Consider the following 16,942-nt stretch of genomic DNA (forward strand, 5'->3'; position numbering starts at 1 on the left):
CTTTAGCATCAGAAATCAATTTCATGCAAATAAAAGACAAGAAACTTGCGCAAAATATCTACTTGTATTTGGCAGCACTGTTTATAACTTCACTAGTAGTTTCCAATCTTATTTTTCAAAAGTTTTTTTATTGGTATCCCTTCAATGTCGAGATTTTTGGGGTGAAGTTATTCGAGATTTCAGTTGGACTGTTACCATACCCAATCACCTTTTTAATTACTGATTTAATATCAGAAATCTATGGCAAGAAGAAGGCTAATCAGGTTGTGACGGCCGGTATTTTCGCTTCGTTTTTTTCACTGTTAATCGTATATGTTTCTGCAGCAGTGCCGGCGACAAGTTGGTCCGGAGTTGATGATGGGATGTTTAGTACTGTATTTGGCAATACGGTACTTGCTGTTTTTGCCAGTATGATGGCTTATTTATTCGCGCAATATGTCGATATTCACGTATACCATTTCTGGAAAAAATTAACCAAAGGAAAACATCTTTGGTTGCGAAATAATTTCTCGACCTTTACCTCCCAAATAATAGATACAGGGACTGTATTACTGCTCTTATGCAGCTTCAATATTATCGCATGGGATAAGTTTCTTGGTCTATTAGTAAGTGGTATCATTTTTAAGATCATAGTCGCAGCTCTAGATACACCTTTGTTATACGCCGGGGTTTACATTTTTCGAAGACGATTTAAATTGGAGCGGGCTGAGGAGATTGTGATTGATTAGGTGATTTTTTAAATTTTGAAGGAGTTTAACTCCCTTCCCTTGAGGGAAGGGTTGGGGATGGGTGTTTTTCTGTGTTGAAATATCAAAAGAGAGGGAGTTTAAATAAGTTCTGGGCAAACACCCCTCTAAATCTCCCCTCAAGGGGAGACTTCCGTATTACAATCTAGGAGTTCGCATAAAACATAGCTGCATTATCTTATTTAGATAAAATCACCAATCACTATTCAGGTTAAAAAAATGTCAAGAATTCCCATTTTTAAAGGCTGAAAACAGCTAAATGCGTAACTTTAGCGTATATCTACTAAAGACACCCAATCTCATGAAAAAAGTATTAAAAATACTTGGTATCCTGCTGGTTATTGTACTTGCCGCTCTCATCATAATTCCAATTGCATTCGAAGATAAAATCCTGAATGCTGTTAAGGATAACATCAATAAAAATTTAAACGCCGAGTTAAGTTTTGTAGATGTTGACTTGAGTTTGCTAAGCAGTTTTCCCAATGCTTCATTAAGTCTTGAAGATGTAGCACTCACCAATTTCGAACCCTTTAAAGGGGATACACTAATTGCTGCTAAAGAAATCTCCATCGATATGGGATTGATGCAATTATTTAAAGATGCGTCATCTCAGATTAAGGTAAATACCTTACACATAGATGAAGCTTTTGTAAATGTGAAAGTAGATAGCCTTGGAAATGCGAATTATGATATTGCTAAGAAAACAAGTGCTTCGGATATCGAACAGGAAACAGAGTCAACTTCATCGGAAGCTTTTGTTTTTGACATTGAAAATTATGAGATAAAAAACAGTCGTATTCATTACTACGATAAGGTAAGTCACATTAGCCTTGATTTAGTTGATTTTAACCATAGCGGTCAAGGCTCTTTTTCCGAAAATGAATCAAAATTAGATACTAAAACAACTGCAATAGCGTCTTTTGGGTTAGATGAAACACAATACTTGAATAACAATCAAATAGATCTGGATGCTGTAATTGGGCTAGATCTAAAAAATAGTAAATACAGCTTTTTAGAAAATCAAATGATGATTAATCAGCTGCCATTAAAATTTGATGGTTTTGTTGATGTTAATGATGATAATCAGGAAATAGATATTACGTTTTCTACACCTAAATCGGAGTTTAGAAACTTCTTCGCTTTAATCCCGAAGGAGTATGCGAAAAATATTGAGGGAATAAGCACAAGAGGTGATTTTAAATTAGAAGGATCGATTAAAGGAGTTTCTGATGATAAGACCATTCCTAAAATGGATATTTCAATGAAGTCCAGTAACGCCTCGTTTAAGTATCCAGATTTACCCAAAACGGTAAAAGATATTAATATTGATGCGGCGGTCAAAAATGAGACAGGAAAACTGGCAGATACCTATGTTCGAATCGGTGCCCTGGATTTCTCTATCGATGCCGACCGCTTTACATCAAAAGGGACAATAAAACAATTGCTAAGCAATCCACTTATCATTGCTAGTTTAAAAGGTAAGATCGATCTTGATAAAATAGCTCAGGCATACCCAATGCCTGAAAATAATGAGTTAAAAGGAAGCATCAGGGCTGATCTTTCTACCAGTTTTGATATGAATGCCATTGAAAAAGGGCAATACGAACGCATAAAAAGTCAAGGAACGGCTGAGGTGAGTGATTTTTTATATGCTTCGGATGATGTGGTCAATCCCATTACCATTAAAGATGCAACGATTAATTTTAAAAATGCTGACTATGAGTTAGCTTCTTTTAATGCCACTTCAGGGAGTAGTGATATCAGTGCAAAAGGCTCGATTGATAATTTATACGGTTATCTTTTTAGCGATAAAAAGCTGAAAGGAAATTTCACTATTAATTCTAACAAATTTGTGGTGAGTGATTTTATGGTTGCAGATGAAGAAGCTACAACTAGTGAGAATTCTGGTTCCGATTCTGAAAAGGAGGAATCCCTAGATCATTTAAAAATACCGGCTTTTTTAGATGTGGAATTGCAAGCAAATGCCAATTCGGTGGTGTATGATAATCTCAATCTTAAGAACGTTAGCGGAACAGTGCAATTAAAAGATGAGAAAGCTATTTTAAAAGAAGTGAAATCCAAACTTTTTGATGGAAGTATCGTGTTAAGAGGTGATGTTGCTACGGGCGAAAAAATTCCGGTTTACAATATGCAATTGGGAATTGAAGATTTCGATATCGCCAAGTCTTTTGCAGGAATGGAAATGTTAGAAAAGCTAGCACCTATTGCGAAAGTAATTACCGGAAAATTAAATACTACTTTGAATATCAATGGTGAGCTGAACAATGATTTTTCTCCGAAATTGGAATCAGTAAGTGGTACTGCCTTGGCAAAACTATTTACAGAGCAGGTTAATACCGAAAATTCACCTTTATTGAGTGCCTTGACTTCCAATCTTTCTTTTTTAGAAAAGGAAAAAATCAATTTAAAAGACATTAGCACTAAACTTGCTTTTGATAAAGGAAAAGTGGCTGTATCGCCTTTCAATCTAAAATATAAAGATATCGATATTCAAGTGGCAGGTTCACATGGTTTTGATAGAACGATGGATTATAAGGCGACCCTAAATGTACCAGCCAAATACTTAGGTAGTGAGGTCAATAAGCTCTTAAATCAATTAAACGACCCTGAAACAAATGAGCTGACCGTACCAGTTGTAGCTAGTTTAACGGGGAGCTTTACAATCCCAAAAGTTAATACTGATCTTAAAAATGCTGTGGAAAATTTGACGAATCAGCTGGTTCAAATTCAAAAGGAAAAGTTGAAGAACAAGGGCAAGAATTTACTTCATGATTTAGTGCTTGGTAACAACAAAAAAACAGATAGCACGAAAACAGCCAATGATGCTACTGATGTTTTACAAAATGTTGTCGGTGGAATACTAGGGGGTACTAAAAAGAAAACCGACAGTACTAAAACTAAATCAGATTCTATTGCCAAAAAGGATCCCGTAAAAGATGCAGCAACCAATATTTTAGGCGGACTCTTTAAAAAGAAAAAGAAGAAAAAGGATACGGTTAATTAGTTCTTGTTTGACTAAAGTTGCCAATTCATAATTAAAGATATTGAGCCAATTGTTCTTTAAAATAATTAGCACTTGTTTCAGCACTTTTTAGAGAGTTTTCTGTGTAATTACCTCCTTGTTCTATATAATAAAATTCAAGTCCAGAGGTGGTTGGATCGGGCATGATGTCGTGATAATTGATAGAGCCATTTCCTAATTCCGTATAATCTCTGGATGTTTTATGCATGTCTTTAATATGCCACATGACATAGCGCCCCGGTTGTTTTGCAATTAGTTCCCTTGGTGTTGCGTTAGCTGAATGCATGACCCAATACATATCTAATTGAAGTTTTACGGTAGAAGTATCTGTTTCATTAAGAATGATGTCATATCCAGTAGTTCCATCAAGATCATCAAATTCATATCCATGATTATGATATGCAAATCCAAGTCCAGCTTTAGAAACTTGCTCGCCAATCATATTAAGTTTTGATACCAGTCTTTTAAATCCATCAACAGTGCGTTGTGAAGGAGCAATCCAAGGCCATGTAATATAATTACTACTCATTTCGAGCGCTCCTTTTATACATTTGTCTGTATACCGTTTTAGTTCGTCATCTGACTTTAACAAATAGTCAGAAAAAGGATAATGTCCGCTGCTAAACGTTAGCTCAAGGTCATCTAACATTTTTTTAAATTCCTTAGTGGGAATGCCATAATAACTCGCCTTATCCGCATCGAAGCCAAAATGCTCAAAATCTTGATAGCCCATTTTTTTCAACGCCTTTAGTGTTGCTATTGGGTCTTTAGCCATTTCATCACGTATCGAGAATAGCTGATATCCTAACTTAAATTTGGTTGATGATTGCATCGATAAACATGAAATAGGAAGGCAAGATGCCAAGCCTGCAGCTGAGCTTAATTTTACAAAATTTCTTCGGTTCATGGTTATATTTGGCCCTTTATATCATGGGTTCTCTATCCAAATCGCTATATGGATAAATTCCTTTTTCCTTTAATATTTTAAATAGTTCGTCACTTCCATTCTGTCTTGCATAGTCCATTTCACTTCTGAATATTTGCATACAAAGCAACAAATGATGTGCTCTATCCCCAATTTTAAATTTCTTTCGATCAGGTTCATACAAGTCAAAAACTAAACAGGTATTTTCTTCATTTTCTCCATTTGGAATTTCTATTGTCTCTTTTGGATTCAGAACTGCTTGAGAGGAATACATGCCAATTGCAGTTAAAAAACTACAGGCTTTTCTTTCTATCAAGTTAAATGGTGTTTGCGTTTCTTCCTCTGTGTTATAGTCATATTTGGTAAAAGCAACTAGTTCATAAGTTCCTATACGGTTTTTCTTTGGGCCATTTCCGTCTGGATCTAATAATTCCATTGTCGCAAATCCAGTTCCTTTGATATGGTTTGGGAAGTAATACATATCAACCGCGCCACCAATGGCAAATGGTATTATTGCATGCCCAACAAGATTGTGCATTTTCCCTAGTATATTTTCAAGCCCCTCGGATTTTAATTCATAATCTCTTTCATGTTCCTCTTCCGTAAATTCTTTTTCAATTGGTGTTTCTTTTTTACCAAATAGTCGATTTAAAAATCCCATAGTGTAACTAAGCTTTATTTTTTAGGTGACTCAGAACCTTTAGATAACAGCATATCCAAAACATTTCCAATTATAAATTACTTCACATCCTTTAATATCTCCTCAACCGACCGCTCCAATTGCTGATCTCGCCCTTGGTCAATTACACCTGGCATGTTTTTAACTTTAATCATCGGTTCGGTTTGGTTATTTTCCATCCACTGGCCTTGTTTGTCTTTGGCGCTTACAGGAACGACTCCCCAATACGATCCGTCAGGTAAGCCTTCCCAACCTGCAAAACTACAGGTTCCGGGTACTGGCATTCCCACCGTTTTTCCAATTTTAAGATCGGAATATCCACAAGCGAAACAATGCCCGTCAGAATATTGGGCTTCGTTAATCATCGCCAATGTTGGTTTGGTATATCTAGAAACAGGTTCGCCACCAACGACCTTTGCTTCGGTTTCATAGCTAATAAAAGGTGTGCCGGTAAAGAACATCGCAAGATCACCTACAAGGTCACCACCACCGTTAAATCGAGTGTCAATAATCATCCCTTTTCGGTCAAAATATTTACCCATCATATCTTGATAGATACTTCGGTACGGCCCATCGCTCATTCCAGGAATATGTACATATCCAATTTGGCCATTACTTAATTTGGTTACTTCTTCTTCGTTTTTCTTTACCCAACGTTTGTATAAAAGTCCACGTTCGGCGCCTAAACTAATCGGCTTTATGGTAATGGTATGACGTTTTTTAGTCGCTGGATCAACGATATCAAGCAACATAAATTTCCCGACTTTACGGTTTAAATATTTGGCTATATCCTGATCTTTTGATACGATTTGTCCGTCAATCTTCTCGATGATCATTCCCGCTTTTATCTTGAATTTGGCTTTATCTAGTGGTCCACCTTTTAAGATTTCATCTATTAAAATACCATCGTCTTGATGACTAAAATTCATAATAATTCCTAATGATGCAGTTCTATCAGCATTCGATACACTGCTGCCTCGATATCCTGCTCCAGCGTGTGAGACGTTCAACTCACCTAGCATCTCCGATAACATCTCTGTCATTTCATAGGAATTCCCAATGCTCGGCAGGTATTTTTCGTATTCAGTACGCATTAATTTCCAATCGATACCATGAAAATCTGGGTGGTAGAAAATGGCATTGGTTCGCAACCAAACATGATCAAAAATGGCAGTACGCTCGGCTTTTTTATCAAACTCCATTTCGCCATTAATCTTAACCGGCTTGTTCGAGCTTTTTTCAGGATCTATCTTAGAAATCTTTCCAGAACTCAATAAAAATAGATTCTTCATTTCCTTATCCCAAACTAAACTTCCCGATCGTGCGCCCAATTTCATAGTCATTTTGGTCTCTTTGGTACGAAGATTTGTGCTCCAAAGATTCATTTTGTCTTCAAAACGGGCTAAATAATACAATTTGTCCCCATCTTTGGAAAGCACCGCATCGCCTAAACGCGAAGAGTGAATGGTTAAACGTTTGGTGCGTTCTTTCATTTGATCCCAATCAAAGGTCAATGCAGTTGCCTTTTTCTCTTTAGATTTGTCGTCTTTCTTACTCTTCTTCTTTTTCGATTTTTTATCATCATCTTTCTCCTCCTCTTTGGGTTTTGAAGCTTCCTCAATCGCTTTTTGCAGTTTGAAGTCTTCTTCGCTTAAATTGAATTTATCCCAAGCTTCCTGAGTAAAGAACATGCTATACACATCCATTTCAAAGTTGCCACTAGTCGCATATGATTTTAGTCCGTTGCGATTGCTAAACCAGATCATTTGCTTGCCTTTATTTACCCATTTTGGAGCAACATCATAATAACCACTTTCATTTAGATTCACCTTTTTAGAACCATCTGCAGCCATTAACAACACCTCACTATTGCTAAGTGTCATGCTCCAATCGATCAATAGCCATTTGCTATCGGGACTCCAAGTAAAATACTTATCACCATCGCTCATATGAAAGAGCTCTTTTGGCGTTAGTAGGGTAGTCGTTGTATTAGTGGCAAGATCGATCACTTTAAGCGAACGTCGATCTTCTATAAATGCCATTTTCTTTCCATCTGGAGAGTATTCGGCTAAATAATTGTCTTTGTCATTTGCGATGACTGGTGATTCTTTGATCAATGTTGAAGCAAAGAAAAACGGCTCTTCTTTTCTTGTTTTTTCTGTTTTATAAATACCCCATTTTCCATTTCGTTCGCTACTATAAACAACCGACTTTCCTTCGGGTCCCCAGCTAACAAAACGTTCGCGTTCCGGAGTATTTGTAAGGCGTTTTGTAAATGATTCTTCTACTGAGGTTACAAATACTTCACCACGAGCGATAAACGCGATTTCCTTCCCGTTTGGTGAGATCGCCATTTCATTGACGCCGCCATTTATGGAGATGAATTTATCGGCATTACTAATATTTTGTGTTCTTATACTAACGGAAACTTTTTTAGGTTGCTCTCCTTCTTTCATGGTATACAATTCGCCATCATATCCAAAGGATAGAACACCATTACCCATACTTAAAAAGCGCACTGGGTGTAGTTTGAAATTGGTTAGTTGCTCTGAACTTCCTCCGGGAGTTATCGCTTTTTTGTGAACGTTAAAAGTGCCATTTTCTTCACTTAAATAATACATGCTCTTTTCATCTGCACTAAAAATAGGCTGTCTATCTTCTCCTTTAAATGAGGTGATCTGCTGATGCTTTTTGGTTGTCATATCATAGGTCCAGATATCGCGGGTAATTGCTGAAGTGTGATGCTTTCTCCATTCATTTTCACCGCCTTTTTTATCCTGATATAACATGGTGTTTCCATCAGATGATAGTTGGACATAGTCGGCTGGAGTCGTCAAAATTTGATCAACGCGTCCACCATTTGTAGATACTGAGTATAATTCTGACATAGACCCTGTTGGGTATTGGCGATGTTTAACATCATCCTGTCGTACCGCTCCAAATAATACTTTACTGTTGTCTGTATTGAAGGTGTATGGATATTCGTTGTTAGAATGGAATGTCAATCGGTTTGCCGCTCCACCCATTGCGTCCATTACATAAATATCAAAATTCCCGTAGCGATTGGATGCAAAGGCAAGCTGTTTTCCGTCTTTACTCCAAACGGGCATATAATCATGAGCCTCATGAAAGGTGAGTTGCGTTGCGTTTCCTCCGGAAGCACTGACTTTGTATAAATCACCTTTAAAAGTGAAGGCTATTTGCGTCCCATCAGGAGAGATCGATGAGTAACGTAGCCATTGTGGATTATCTTGAGCTGATACAATTGTAGTAAAGGTCGCTACAAGCGACAGAAAAAAGTATTTCATTGGTTAGTTTATTTGCCTCTAAACTACCAAAATACAGGCTTTTGCACAATGCAATGAGATGTTAATTTACTCCTAATTTTTCTTGACGGATAAACTCAAAATCGAATTGAAGACGAAAATGTTCTTATCCCAGCTTCTCTTTAAAGAATTCCACTGTTCTTTTCCATGCTAATTCGGCGGCCTCTCTATCATATCGCGGAGTAGTATCGTTGTGAAAACCGTGATTAGCTTTTTTATAGATATGAGCTTGATACTCTTTTTTGTTTTCTTTTAAAGCAGCCTCGTAAGCGGGCCATCCGGCATTCACTCGTTTGTCTAATTCACCAAAGTGAAGTAGCAGAGGAGCTTTGATTTTGTCAATATCTTCTTTAGGTTGTCCACCATAAAATGGGACAGCAGCCCCTAGATCCGGAATTTTGACGGCCATCATATTCGATATCCAGCCACCAAAACAAAAACCGACAACACCTACTTTTCCGGAACATTCGGGATGATTTTTTAAATAATTAAAGGCTGCAATAAAATCTTCCAACATTTCATTTCTATCACGTTTTCGTTGCAGTTCTCGACCAGCATCATCATTTCCGGGATAGCCACCTAGCGGAGTTAGTGCATCTGGCGCTAATGATATAAACCCAGCCAGACCTGCGCGTCGTCCAACATCTTCGATATGCGGATTTAAACCTCTGTTTTCATGCACTACAATGATGCCAGGCAGTTTCGTTTTTGCATTTACAGGTCGGGAAAGTAAGCCTTTTATAGAGCCTCCACCTTTGGCAGAATCATAATTGATGTATTCTGATTTTAGACGTTTGTCATCCTGTTGTATTTGAATTTTCTTGACGTAATCAGGAGAGATAAAACTTAATAAAGATGAAACTGTGAGTCCGCCAACGGCATATATTCCCAATTTGTCAAGGAATAGTCTTCTGCTTACACGATCATGCGCATAATCATCATACAAATCGAATACTTCTTGTTTGATATCTTCTTTTCTCAGTTTTTTCATGATGGTTATTTTTGGAATAATTCAGATAAATCAATCGGCTAAAAACACCACGATTTACCATTCATTAATTCTATTGCTATCTAATTTTAAAAAGATAAACAATAAAATCGTAAAACCCCAAAGTCCAGAGCCTCCATAACTGAAAAATGGCAGCGGAATACCAATTGTGGGTAGTAATCCAATAACCATCCCAATATTAATTGCGAAGTGAATAAATAATACGGAGACGACACCATAGCCGACGACTCGACTAAATTGTGATTTTTGCCGTTCGGCAAGTGTAATAAGCCGTAGTAGTAAGATGATGAAAAGAGCGACAACCAGCGTACTTCCCAAAAAGCCCCATTCTTCGCCTACCGTACTAAAAATGTAATCAGTATGCTGTTCAGGGACGAAGCCTCCTTTTGTTTGAGTGCCCTCTAAAAACCCTTTTCCGGTAAAACCTCCGGATCCAATCGCAATTTGAGATTGATTGGTGTTATAGCCAATTCCTTTGGTGTCAACTGATTTTCCTAAAACGATATTGAAGCGATCGCGGTGGCGTTGTTCGAATACATCATTAAAAATATAGTTCGAGGCGTAGGCGAAGCCAGTTGTAAACACAATGGCTATTAAAAATGGCGCTAGTTTTCTGCGCTTGTTTTTCCTCTTAGAAATGAAAAATGCAATGATTAAAATTACAGCTGCAACGATGCTAACTAACAAACTTCCAATGAGCAGGGTTCCAATAAAAAGTGATACAGTTAACAGTCCAAACCAAAGATAATTGGCGGAAACCCCTTCGCGGTGCAACACAAAAAAGAAGGAAGCAAAAACGAGTGCGCTCCCAGGATCGGGTTGCGGAACGATAAATAAAGCGGGCAAAAATATGATCAAGAAAGCACGAAGTTGGCTCCCTAGTAATTTCATGTTGGTCTGGATGTCACTTATATATTTTGCAAGCGCTAGTGCGGTTGCTGCTTTTGCAAATTCTGATGGTTGCAAGCTCATACCGCCAAAAGAGTACCATGAAGTCGCACCAGATATATTTTTCCCAAAGAGGAACAATCCTAGTAGTGAAACCAGCGAGATTATATAAAATATACTTGCAAACCGTTCATAAAACTTCGCTTCAATAGATAATACAAGTACGATGAGAACGAGACTACAAATGATAAAAATAAGCTGCCGGCCGTAGGGTTGATTAAAATCTAAAAGAGAGGTTGATTGTTCGGATAGGGAAGCGGAGTAGATATTGATCCACCCAATACCTACCAGTAAAAAATATAGCAGTATGCTTACCCAATCTAATTTTCCGGTGGTGCTTCTACTCATTAATCCTAAATGGTTTTCCGCTATAGGGTTTTGCGTACACTTCTTCCAGGGATCCGTTTAACATTCGATATTCGAGATCGGTTCTAGTAATCTCGTTACGAATATATTTTTCAATCATTAAACTGGCAATTGGCGCTGCCCAACGTCCTCCCCAGTAGCCGTTTTCAATAAATACGGCCAGTGCGATTTTTGGTTTGTCTTTAGGCGCAAATGCAATAAATACGGAATGATCGTCGAGCTGGGTTTTGACACTGTCAATAATCATAAAATTCTCAACAGTTCCCGTTTTTCCTGCAATATCGATTCCCTTTACTTGAGAATAATACGCCGTTCCACCGGGTCTTCTATATACATCATACATTCCTTGAACAACTGGTTCAAAGTGTTTGGCATCGATTGTAGTTCTCCTAGGAGTGGTGTACTTTTTTATGTTTATTGGTTCATCATTTATTTTTTTGATGATATGTGGCGTATAATAATATCCACGATTGGCAACTGCTGCAGTCATGTTTGCCAATTGAATGGGTGTTGCTAGTACCTCGCCTTGACCAATTGAGTTACTTATTGTAGTAACACCGCGCCAACCACCATTAGGATACCATTTGTCGTAAAATTTACTGTCAGGGACTAATCCTTTTCTTCCTGTACTAAGGTCGTAACCAAGATAATTCCCTAAACCAAAACTCTTAATATGGTCAGCCCAATTGTCTATTCCCTCTTTATGATCATCAAATTTTTCGATGATTTTCCGATATGTCTGACCAAAATAGGCGTTACAGGACTCATAAATACCTCGATTCATATCGTTTCGTGCACCTGGATAGCAATGGCAACCCAACGGTTTTGTGTTTCTCGCGTAAGTGTAGCCACCGTAACAAGTAAATTTAGTTTCTGGTGTGATAACTTCTTCTTGTAGAGCTGCGAGTGCATTTAAAATTTTAAAAGGTGATCCTGGAGAATATTCAGCCAATAAGCCACGGTCATATAATGGTTTTGCGATAGTGTCTTTTGCCAATTTCATATAGTTGGCAGAACGTGGTCTACCCACCAATAAATCGGGATTGTAATTAGGTGCTGAGACCATGGTCAAGATTTCGCCAGTTTCGGGTTCAATAGCAACAACACCACCGCGTTTATTTTGCATGAGCAGTTCGCCATAAGCTTGCAGCTCAGCATCAATGGTTACTGTAATGTCTTTTCCTTTTTCTGGGAGTGTATCAAAGACGCCTTCTTTATACGGACCGATATCTCGATTAAATCGATCTTTTTGAATGTACTTTTTTCCTTTTATTCCACGAAGTAAGTCTTCATATGATTTTTCAATTCCTGTTTTGCCTAGTAGTTCCCCAGATTGGTAGTATGAGTCATTTTTTATGTTATCTGGATTTACTTCCGCAATATACCCCAATACGTTAGCACCGATATTGGTTTGGTAATCACGTAAGGATCGTTTTTGAATATAGAAGCCGGGATATTTGCGCATTTTTTCTTGAAGAAATGCGTAGTCATTTTTTGAAAGCTGCGCTACGATTACCGATGGTAGTCGAGGAGAATATCGTTTTGCTCTTGCTAGTTCTTTATCGAATTTTTCTCTTGTGATTTTTAAAAGTGAACAGAATTCCAGCGTATCAAAAGCCTTGAGATCTCTAGGAATTACCATCACGTCATAAGCCGGTTGGTTTGATACTAACAATTTTCCATCACGATCGTAAATGTATCCGCGCTCCGGATAATCGTAAATAATTTTAATGGCATTTTTGTTCGAAAGCGCTTCAAACGAATTGTCGAACAGCTGCAAGTACGAAAGTCTTCCTAAGAAGATAACTCCAATAAAAACAATCGAGAAAAAGAGTAGTAGTTTCCTCATGATTCTTTCTTTCTGCTAAATAAAGAGATGACCAATAGGCTTAATATTAGCGTGAATATACCACTAAACAACGTTTTTTTCAATATGGAAAGTATCTGAGCTATGTTAAAAATTTCAAGTGCAAATAACACCAAATGATGAATGGTGATCATGAACAAAAAGTACTTGAATCGCTCAGAGAAAAAAGTGTTTTCTATTTTGATAGACTGATACTCATAACTAGTACCAAAAGACAGTTTTAAAACAATTGGGCGAACATAGGCAATTAATAAACATGCCGCAGCATTGATTCCACCAGAATTTAAAAACATATCGATAGTCAAACCTAATAGAAAACTGATAAAAATAAATAAGGTTTGATTGCTTTTAAAAGGATAAAGCAAAATAAAAATGATGTATAGATACGGATCGATATAACCAGCGAAGTCAATATTATTAAATACGAGAACCTGTGTCAATACGAGCAGTATAAACAGACCGATAAATTTAAAAACTACATTATTCATTGGTTGAATTTTGTAATGCTTTTATTTCCTCAGCATCTTTATTTTTTATCACGTAGACATTATTCAATTTTGTCATATCGTTAAATAGCTCTACTTCAATTTCATAGTAGTTTTCCGATCCATCTAGTTTAAAATCTTTGATAGCCCCAATATGTATTCCTTTTGGAAAAATGGTAGATCGCCCTCCTGTGATTATAGAATCTCCAATGGCAATTCTTGCTCGTTTAGGCACATCAGCTAATTGAACAGTATATGGTGATTTGCCATCCCATTTTAAAGTCCCAAAATTTTGTGTTTTTTTGATTTCTGCATTAATCTGAGAGGTAGAATTTAGAATCGAAATAACCGTGCTATATCCACTAGAAGTTTTATCAATAATACCCACTATACCTTTGGAATTGAAGACGCCCATATCTGGTTCGATACCTTGAGAGCTTCCCTTCTTAATGGTTAAAAAATTATCTCTTCTTGTAAAATCATTTTGGATGACTTTGGTTGAAACAAGTATATAGTTCTTATCAAATGAGGTAGAATCTATGGTGATTTGATTTGCTAAAGAATCTGAGGGATTGAACAGCATTTTACGTAACCTTAAATTTTCTTCGACTAGTTCTTCGTTTGTCGATTTAAGTGCGAAGTATTCATCAATATTAGAAAAGGCACTATATATACCTCCAGATAAAAAATTGGCTGAGTTAACAAATTTACTGCGATGATATGAGTGTGATTGCACAGTGAAAATCATCGATAGTACAAAAAGCAGCAGGAACAACAGGAAGTTTTTATTCCGAAAAATAAAATTAAAAATCTGTTGCATGACCTAATCTGTTTATTTGATTAGTACGCTTTTATAACGGCTAAGGTTTTTAAGGGCGATACCCGTTCCTCGTACAACTGCTCTAAGTGGATCTTCAGCAATATAAACCGGTAGATCTGTTTTTTGAGAAAGTCGTTTGTCAAGTCCTCGAAGCATAGAACCACCACCAGCTAAATAAATACCAGTATTGTAAATATCAGCTGCCAATTCAGGAGGTGTTTGTGATAATGTTTCCATTACCGCGTCTTCAATACGAAGAATTGATTTATCTAGTGCTTTTGCTACTTCTCTAAATGAGATTTGAACTTGCTTTGGCTTACCAGTTAATAAGTCTCGTCCTTGAACAGACATATCATCTGGCGGAGTTTCTAGATCCTCGGTTGCAGCACCAATTTGAATTTTAATTGTTTCTGCAGTACGCTCACCCACATACAAGTTGTGTTGGGTACGCATATAGTAAACGATGTCGTTGGTAAATACATCACCTGCAACTTTAACGGACTTGTCACATACAATTCCGCCAAGAGCAATAACTGCAATCTCGGTAGTACCACCACCTATATCGACTACCATATTTCCTTTTGGTTGCATAATATCAACCCCGATACCAATAGCTGCAGCCATTGGTTCATGAATAAGATATACCTCTTTGCCATTAACACGTTCGGCAGATTCCCGAACGGCTCGCATTTCAACTTCTGTAATTCCAGAAGGAATACAAATGACCATACGTAGCGAAGGCGTAAATATCTTTTTCTTTAAGGAAGGAATGTTCTTTATGAACTTGCTGATCATCTGCTCAGAAGCATCAAAATCTGCAATTACACCATCTTTTAAAGGTCGGATGGTTTTTATGTTTTCATGAGTTTTACCTTGCATCATATTGGCTTCTTTACCAACGGCAATAATCTTACCGGTGGTTCGGTCGCGTGCAACAATTGACGGACTATCAACTACTACTTTGTCATTATGTATGATAAGGGTGTTTGCTGTTCCAAGATCAATGGCGATCTCTTCGGTCAGGAAATCAAAAAATCCCATTTATTTTACTGAATTTAAAAGGTGTTAGGGTGCTATTTGCGCTATATTCTGGTAAATGTACTAAAATTAATGCTTAAAATGTCGAGTGCCCGTAAATACCATCGAAACACCATTATTATTGCAGTAATCTATTGATAATTCGTCCTTTATAGATCCTCCAGGTTGAATTACAGTGGTAATTCCTGCCTTATCTGCAATCTCTACACAGTCAGGAAACGGAAAAAAAGCATCACTTGCCATCGCAGAACCCTGTAAATCAAACTTAAAAGAGGTAGCTTTTTCAATTGCTTGTCGCAGGGCATCAACTCGACTTGTTTGTCCAGTTCCTGAAGCACAAAGTTGCTTATTTTTCGCTAAAACGATCGTATTTGATTTGGTGTGCTTGCAAATCTTAGAAGCAAAAATTAAATCTTCTAATTCTTGACTTGATGGTTTGGTGTTTGTTCGGTATTCCAGTCCTTCAACGGTATCGGTTTTAGCATCTTTATCCTGCACTAAAACACCATTTAAACAAGTGCGAACCGTTTGTTTTGGTAAAGCAGCTTGTTTTTGGACTAACATAATTCGGTTTTTCTTGCCTTTTAAAATTTCTAAAGCATCGGCATCAAATTCAGGTGCGATTACCACTTCACAAAATAGTTTGTGAATTTCTTCCGCGGTTGGCGCATCGATTTTTGTATTCGAAATAAGAATTCCACCAAAAGCTGAAACAGGATCACCCGCCAATGCATCAACATAAGCTTCTTTTACAGTTGCCCTTGTTGCAATACCACAAGCATTATTGTGTTTTAAAATGGCAAAAGTCGGATCGTCATTTACAAACTCTCCCATTAAATTCACTGCAGCATCGACATCTAATAAGTTGTTATACGAAAGCTCTTTTCCGTGTAGTTTGTCAAACATTTTATCGAATTCTCCGAAAAAGAAACCTTCTTGATGTGGGTTTTCGCCATAACGCAATTTCTTACCTTCTGTAATACTAGCTTTATACACCTGCTCATCTTCATTAAAATAATTGAAAATAGCCGTGTCATAATGACTAGAGATATTAAATGCTTTGGTAGCGAATTTCTTGCGATCTGCTACTGTCGAAGCCCCATTTTTCTCTTCTAAAAGTTGAAGGAAATCAGCATAATCATCCACTGAAGAAATACATAATACATCAGCAAAATTCTTGGCAGCAGCTCGAATTAATGAAATACCACCGATGTCTATTTTTTCGATAATGTCTTGTTCTGAAGCACCGCTTGCAACGGTCTTTTCAAAAGGGTACAAATCGACGATTACAATATCTAATTGTGGAATTTCATATTCAGCCAATTCAGCAACGTCGCTTTCGACGTTTTGACGATTTAAAATGCCGCCAAATACTTTTGGATGAAGTGTTTTTACTCGCCCGCCTAAAATAGAAGGGTAGGAAGTGATATCCTCAACAGGAACCACATTAATACCTTGTTCTTTGATAAATTTTTCGGTACCTCCGGTAGAATAAATAGTAACGCCTAGTGCGTCTAACTTTTTTACAATAGGTGCTAATCCGTCTTTATTAAAAACAGAAATTAAAGCCGATTGGGCTTTTTTAGATGAACTCATTTGCGTTGTGTTGTTGTTTGTAATAAGTACGACATCGCACTTAGCGCAAATGTAATTTTTTTGATGAAAAAAAGTGTGGAATTTTAACTGAAGT

At 37.2% G+C, this 16,942-nt stretch carries 12 protein-coding genes; 2 read left to right on the plus strand and 10 right to left on the minus strand.

What is annotated here, in order from left to right; all coding sequences use genetic code 11:
• Positions 1-23: 23 nt before the first annotated feature.
• Entirely contained in the window at positions 24-728 is a 705-nt protein-coding gene (locus tag GWK10_RS13645) for a queuosine precursor transporter (protein ID WP_164032937.1), read from the plus strand.
• A gap of 319 nt (positions 729-1,047) precedes the next feature.
• Positions 1,048-3,771, plus strand: coding sequence for an AsmA family protein (locus tag GWK10_RS13650; protein ID WP_164032938.1), 2,724 nt, complete (start codon positions 1,048-1,050; stop codon positions 3,769-3,771).
• 31 nt (positions 3,772-3,802) lie between these two features.
• Here the strand turns inward: GWK10_RS13650 and GWK10_RS13655 are convergent, their stop codons facing one another.
• From GWK10_RS13655 to purH, 10 genes are all read right to left on the minus strand, one after another.
• The gene (locus GWK10_RS13655; RefSeq protein WP_164032939.1) at positions 3,803-4,696 is read right to left on the minus strand and encodes a sugar phosphate isomerase/epimerase family protein; all 894 of its coding nucleotides are present in this window, start codon (positions 4,694-4,696) and stop codon (positions 3,803-3,805) included.
• Between the two features lie 16 nt (positions 4,697-4,712).
• Positions 4,713-5,375, minus strand: coding sequence for a suppressor of fused domain protein (locus tag GWK10_RS13660; protein ID WP_164032940.1), 663 nt, complete (start codon positions 5,373-5,375; stop codon positions 4,713-4,715).
• 77 nt (positions 5,376-5,452) lie between these two features.
• Positions 5,453-8,701, minus strand: a complete 3,249-nt coding sequence (locus tag GWK10_RS13665) for a S41 family peptidase (protein WP_164032941.1) — start codon at positions 8,699-8,701, stop codon at positions 5,453-5,455.
• A gap of 124 nt (positions 8,702-8,825) precedes the next feature.
• Positions 8,826-9,710, minus strand: a complete 885-nt coding sequence (locus tag GWK10_RS13670) for a dienelactone hydrolase family protein (protein ID WP_164032942.1) — start codon at positions 9,708-9,710, stop codon at positions 8,826-8,828.
• A gap of 54 nt (positions 9,711-9,764) precedes the next feature.
• Entirely contained in the window at positions 9,765-11,024 is a 1,260-nt protein-coding gene (rodA, locus tag GWK10_RS13675; protein ID WP_164032943.1) for a rod shape-determining protein RodA, read from the minus strand.
• The gene (mrdA, locus tag GWK10_RS13680) at positions 11,017-12,891 is read right to left on the minus strand and encodes a penicillin-binding protein 2 (protein WP_164032944.1); all 1,875 of its coding nucleotides are present in this window, start codon (positions 12,889-12,891) and stop codon (positions 11,017-11,019) included. Before mrdA ends, rodA begins: the two co-directional genes overlap by 8 nt.
• Positions 12,888-13,397, minus strand: coding sequence for a rod shape-determining protein MreD (locus tag GWK10_RS13685; RefSeq protein ID WP_164032945.1), 510 nt, complete (start codon positions 13,395-13,397; stop codon positions 12,888-12,890). The genes mrdA and GWK10_RS13685 overlap by 4 nt, the downstream gene beginning before the upstream one ends.
• Positions 13,390-14,214 (minus strand): rod shape-determining protein MreC, encoded by an 825-nt coding sequence (gene mreC / locus GWK10_RS13690; RefSeq protein WP_164032946.1) that lies wholly within the window; start codon positions 14,212-14,214, stop codon positions 13,390-13,392. The genes GWK10_RS13685 and mreC overlap by 8 nt, the downstream gene beginning before the upstream one ends.
• 12 nt (positions 14,215-14,226) lie before the next feature.
• The gene (locus GWK10_RS13695) at positions 14,227-15,255 is read right to left on the minus strand and encodes a rod shape-determining protein (protein ID WP_164032947.1); all 1,029 of its coding nucleotides are present in this window, start codon (positions 15,253-15,255) and stop codon (positions 14,227-14,229) included.
• 66 nt (positions 15,256-15,321) lie between these two features.
• A complete protein-coding gene (gene purH, locus GWK10_RS13700) occupies positions 15,322-16,848 on the minus strand; it encodes a bifunctional phosphoribosylaminoimidazolecarboxamide formyltransferase/IMP cyclohydrolase (RefSeq protein WP_164032948.1) in 1,527 nt (508 codons plus the stop codon).
• Between the last annotated feature and the right edge of the window lie 94 nt (positions 16,849-16,942).

The sequence above is a fragment of the Spongiivirga citrea genome (assembly GCF_010671565.1).
Taxonomy (GTDB): Bacteria; Bacteroidota; Bacteroidia; order Flavobacteriales; family Flavobacteriaceae; genus Spongiivirga; species Spongiivirga citrea.

Excerpts from the sequence above, each read along its gene's own strand:
- GWK10_RS13645 (WP_164032937.1), top strand. The coding sequence starts at position 24 with ATGCAAATAAAAGACAAGAAACTTGCGCAAAATATCTACTTGTATTTG.
- GWK10_RS13650 (WP_164032938.1), top strand. The coding sequence starts at position 1,048 with ATGAAAAAAGTATTAAAAATACTTGGTATCCTGCTGGTTATTGTACTT.
- GWK10_RS13655 (WP_164032939.1), bottom strand. The coding sequence starts at position 4,696 with ATGAACCGAAGAAATTTTGTAAAATTAAGCTCAGCTGCAGGCTTGGCA.
- GWK10_RS13660 (WP_164032940.1), bottom strand. The coding sequence starts at position 5,375 with ATGGGATTTTTAAATCGACTATTTGGTAAAAAAGAAACACCAATTGAA.
- GWK10_RS13665 (WP_164032941.1), bottom strand. The coding sequence starts at position 8,701 with ATGAAATACTTTTTTCTGTCGCTTGTAGCGACCTTTACTACAATTGTA.
- GWK10_RS13670 (WP_164032942.1), bottom strand. The coding sequence starts at position 9,710 with ATGAAAAAACTGAGAAAAGAAGATATCAAACAAGAAGTATTCGATTTG.
- rodA (WP_164032943.1), bottom strand. The coding sequence starts at position 11,024 with ATGAGTAGAAGCACCACCGGAAAATTAGATTGGGTAAGCATACTGCTA.
- mrdA (WP_164032944.1), bottom strand. The coding sequence starts at position 12,891 with ATGAGGAAACTACTACTCTTTTTCTCGATTGTTTTTATTGGAGTTATC.
- GWK10_RS13685 (WP_164032945.1), bottom strand. The coding sequence starts at position 13,397 with ATGAATAATGTAGTTTTTAAATTTATCGGTCTGTTTATACTGCTCGTA.
- mreC (WP_164032946.1), bottom strand. The coding sequence starts at position 14,214 with ATGCAACAGATTTTTAATTTTATTTTTCGGAATAAAAACTTCCTGTTG.
- GWK10_RS13695 (WP_164032947.1), bottom strand. The coding sequence starts at position 15,255 with ATGGGATTTTTTGATTTCCTGACCGAAGAGATCGCCATTGATCTTGGA.
- purH (WP_164032948.1), bottom strand. The coding sequence starts at position 16,848 with ATGAGTTCATCTAAAAAAGCCCAATCGGCTTTAATTTCTGTTTTTAAT.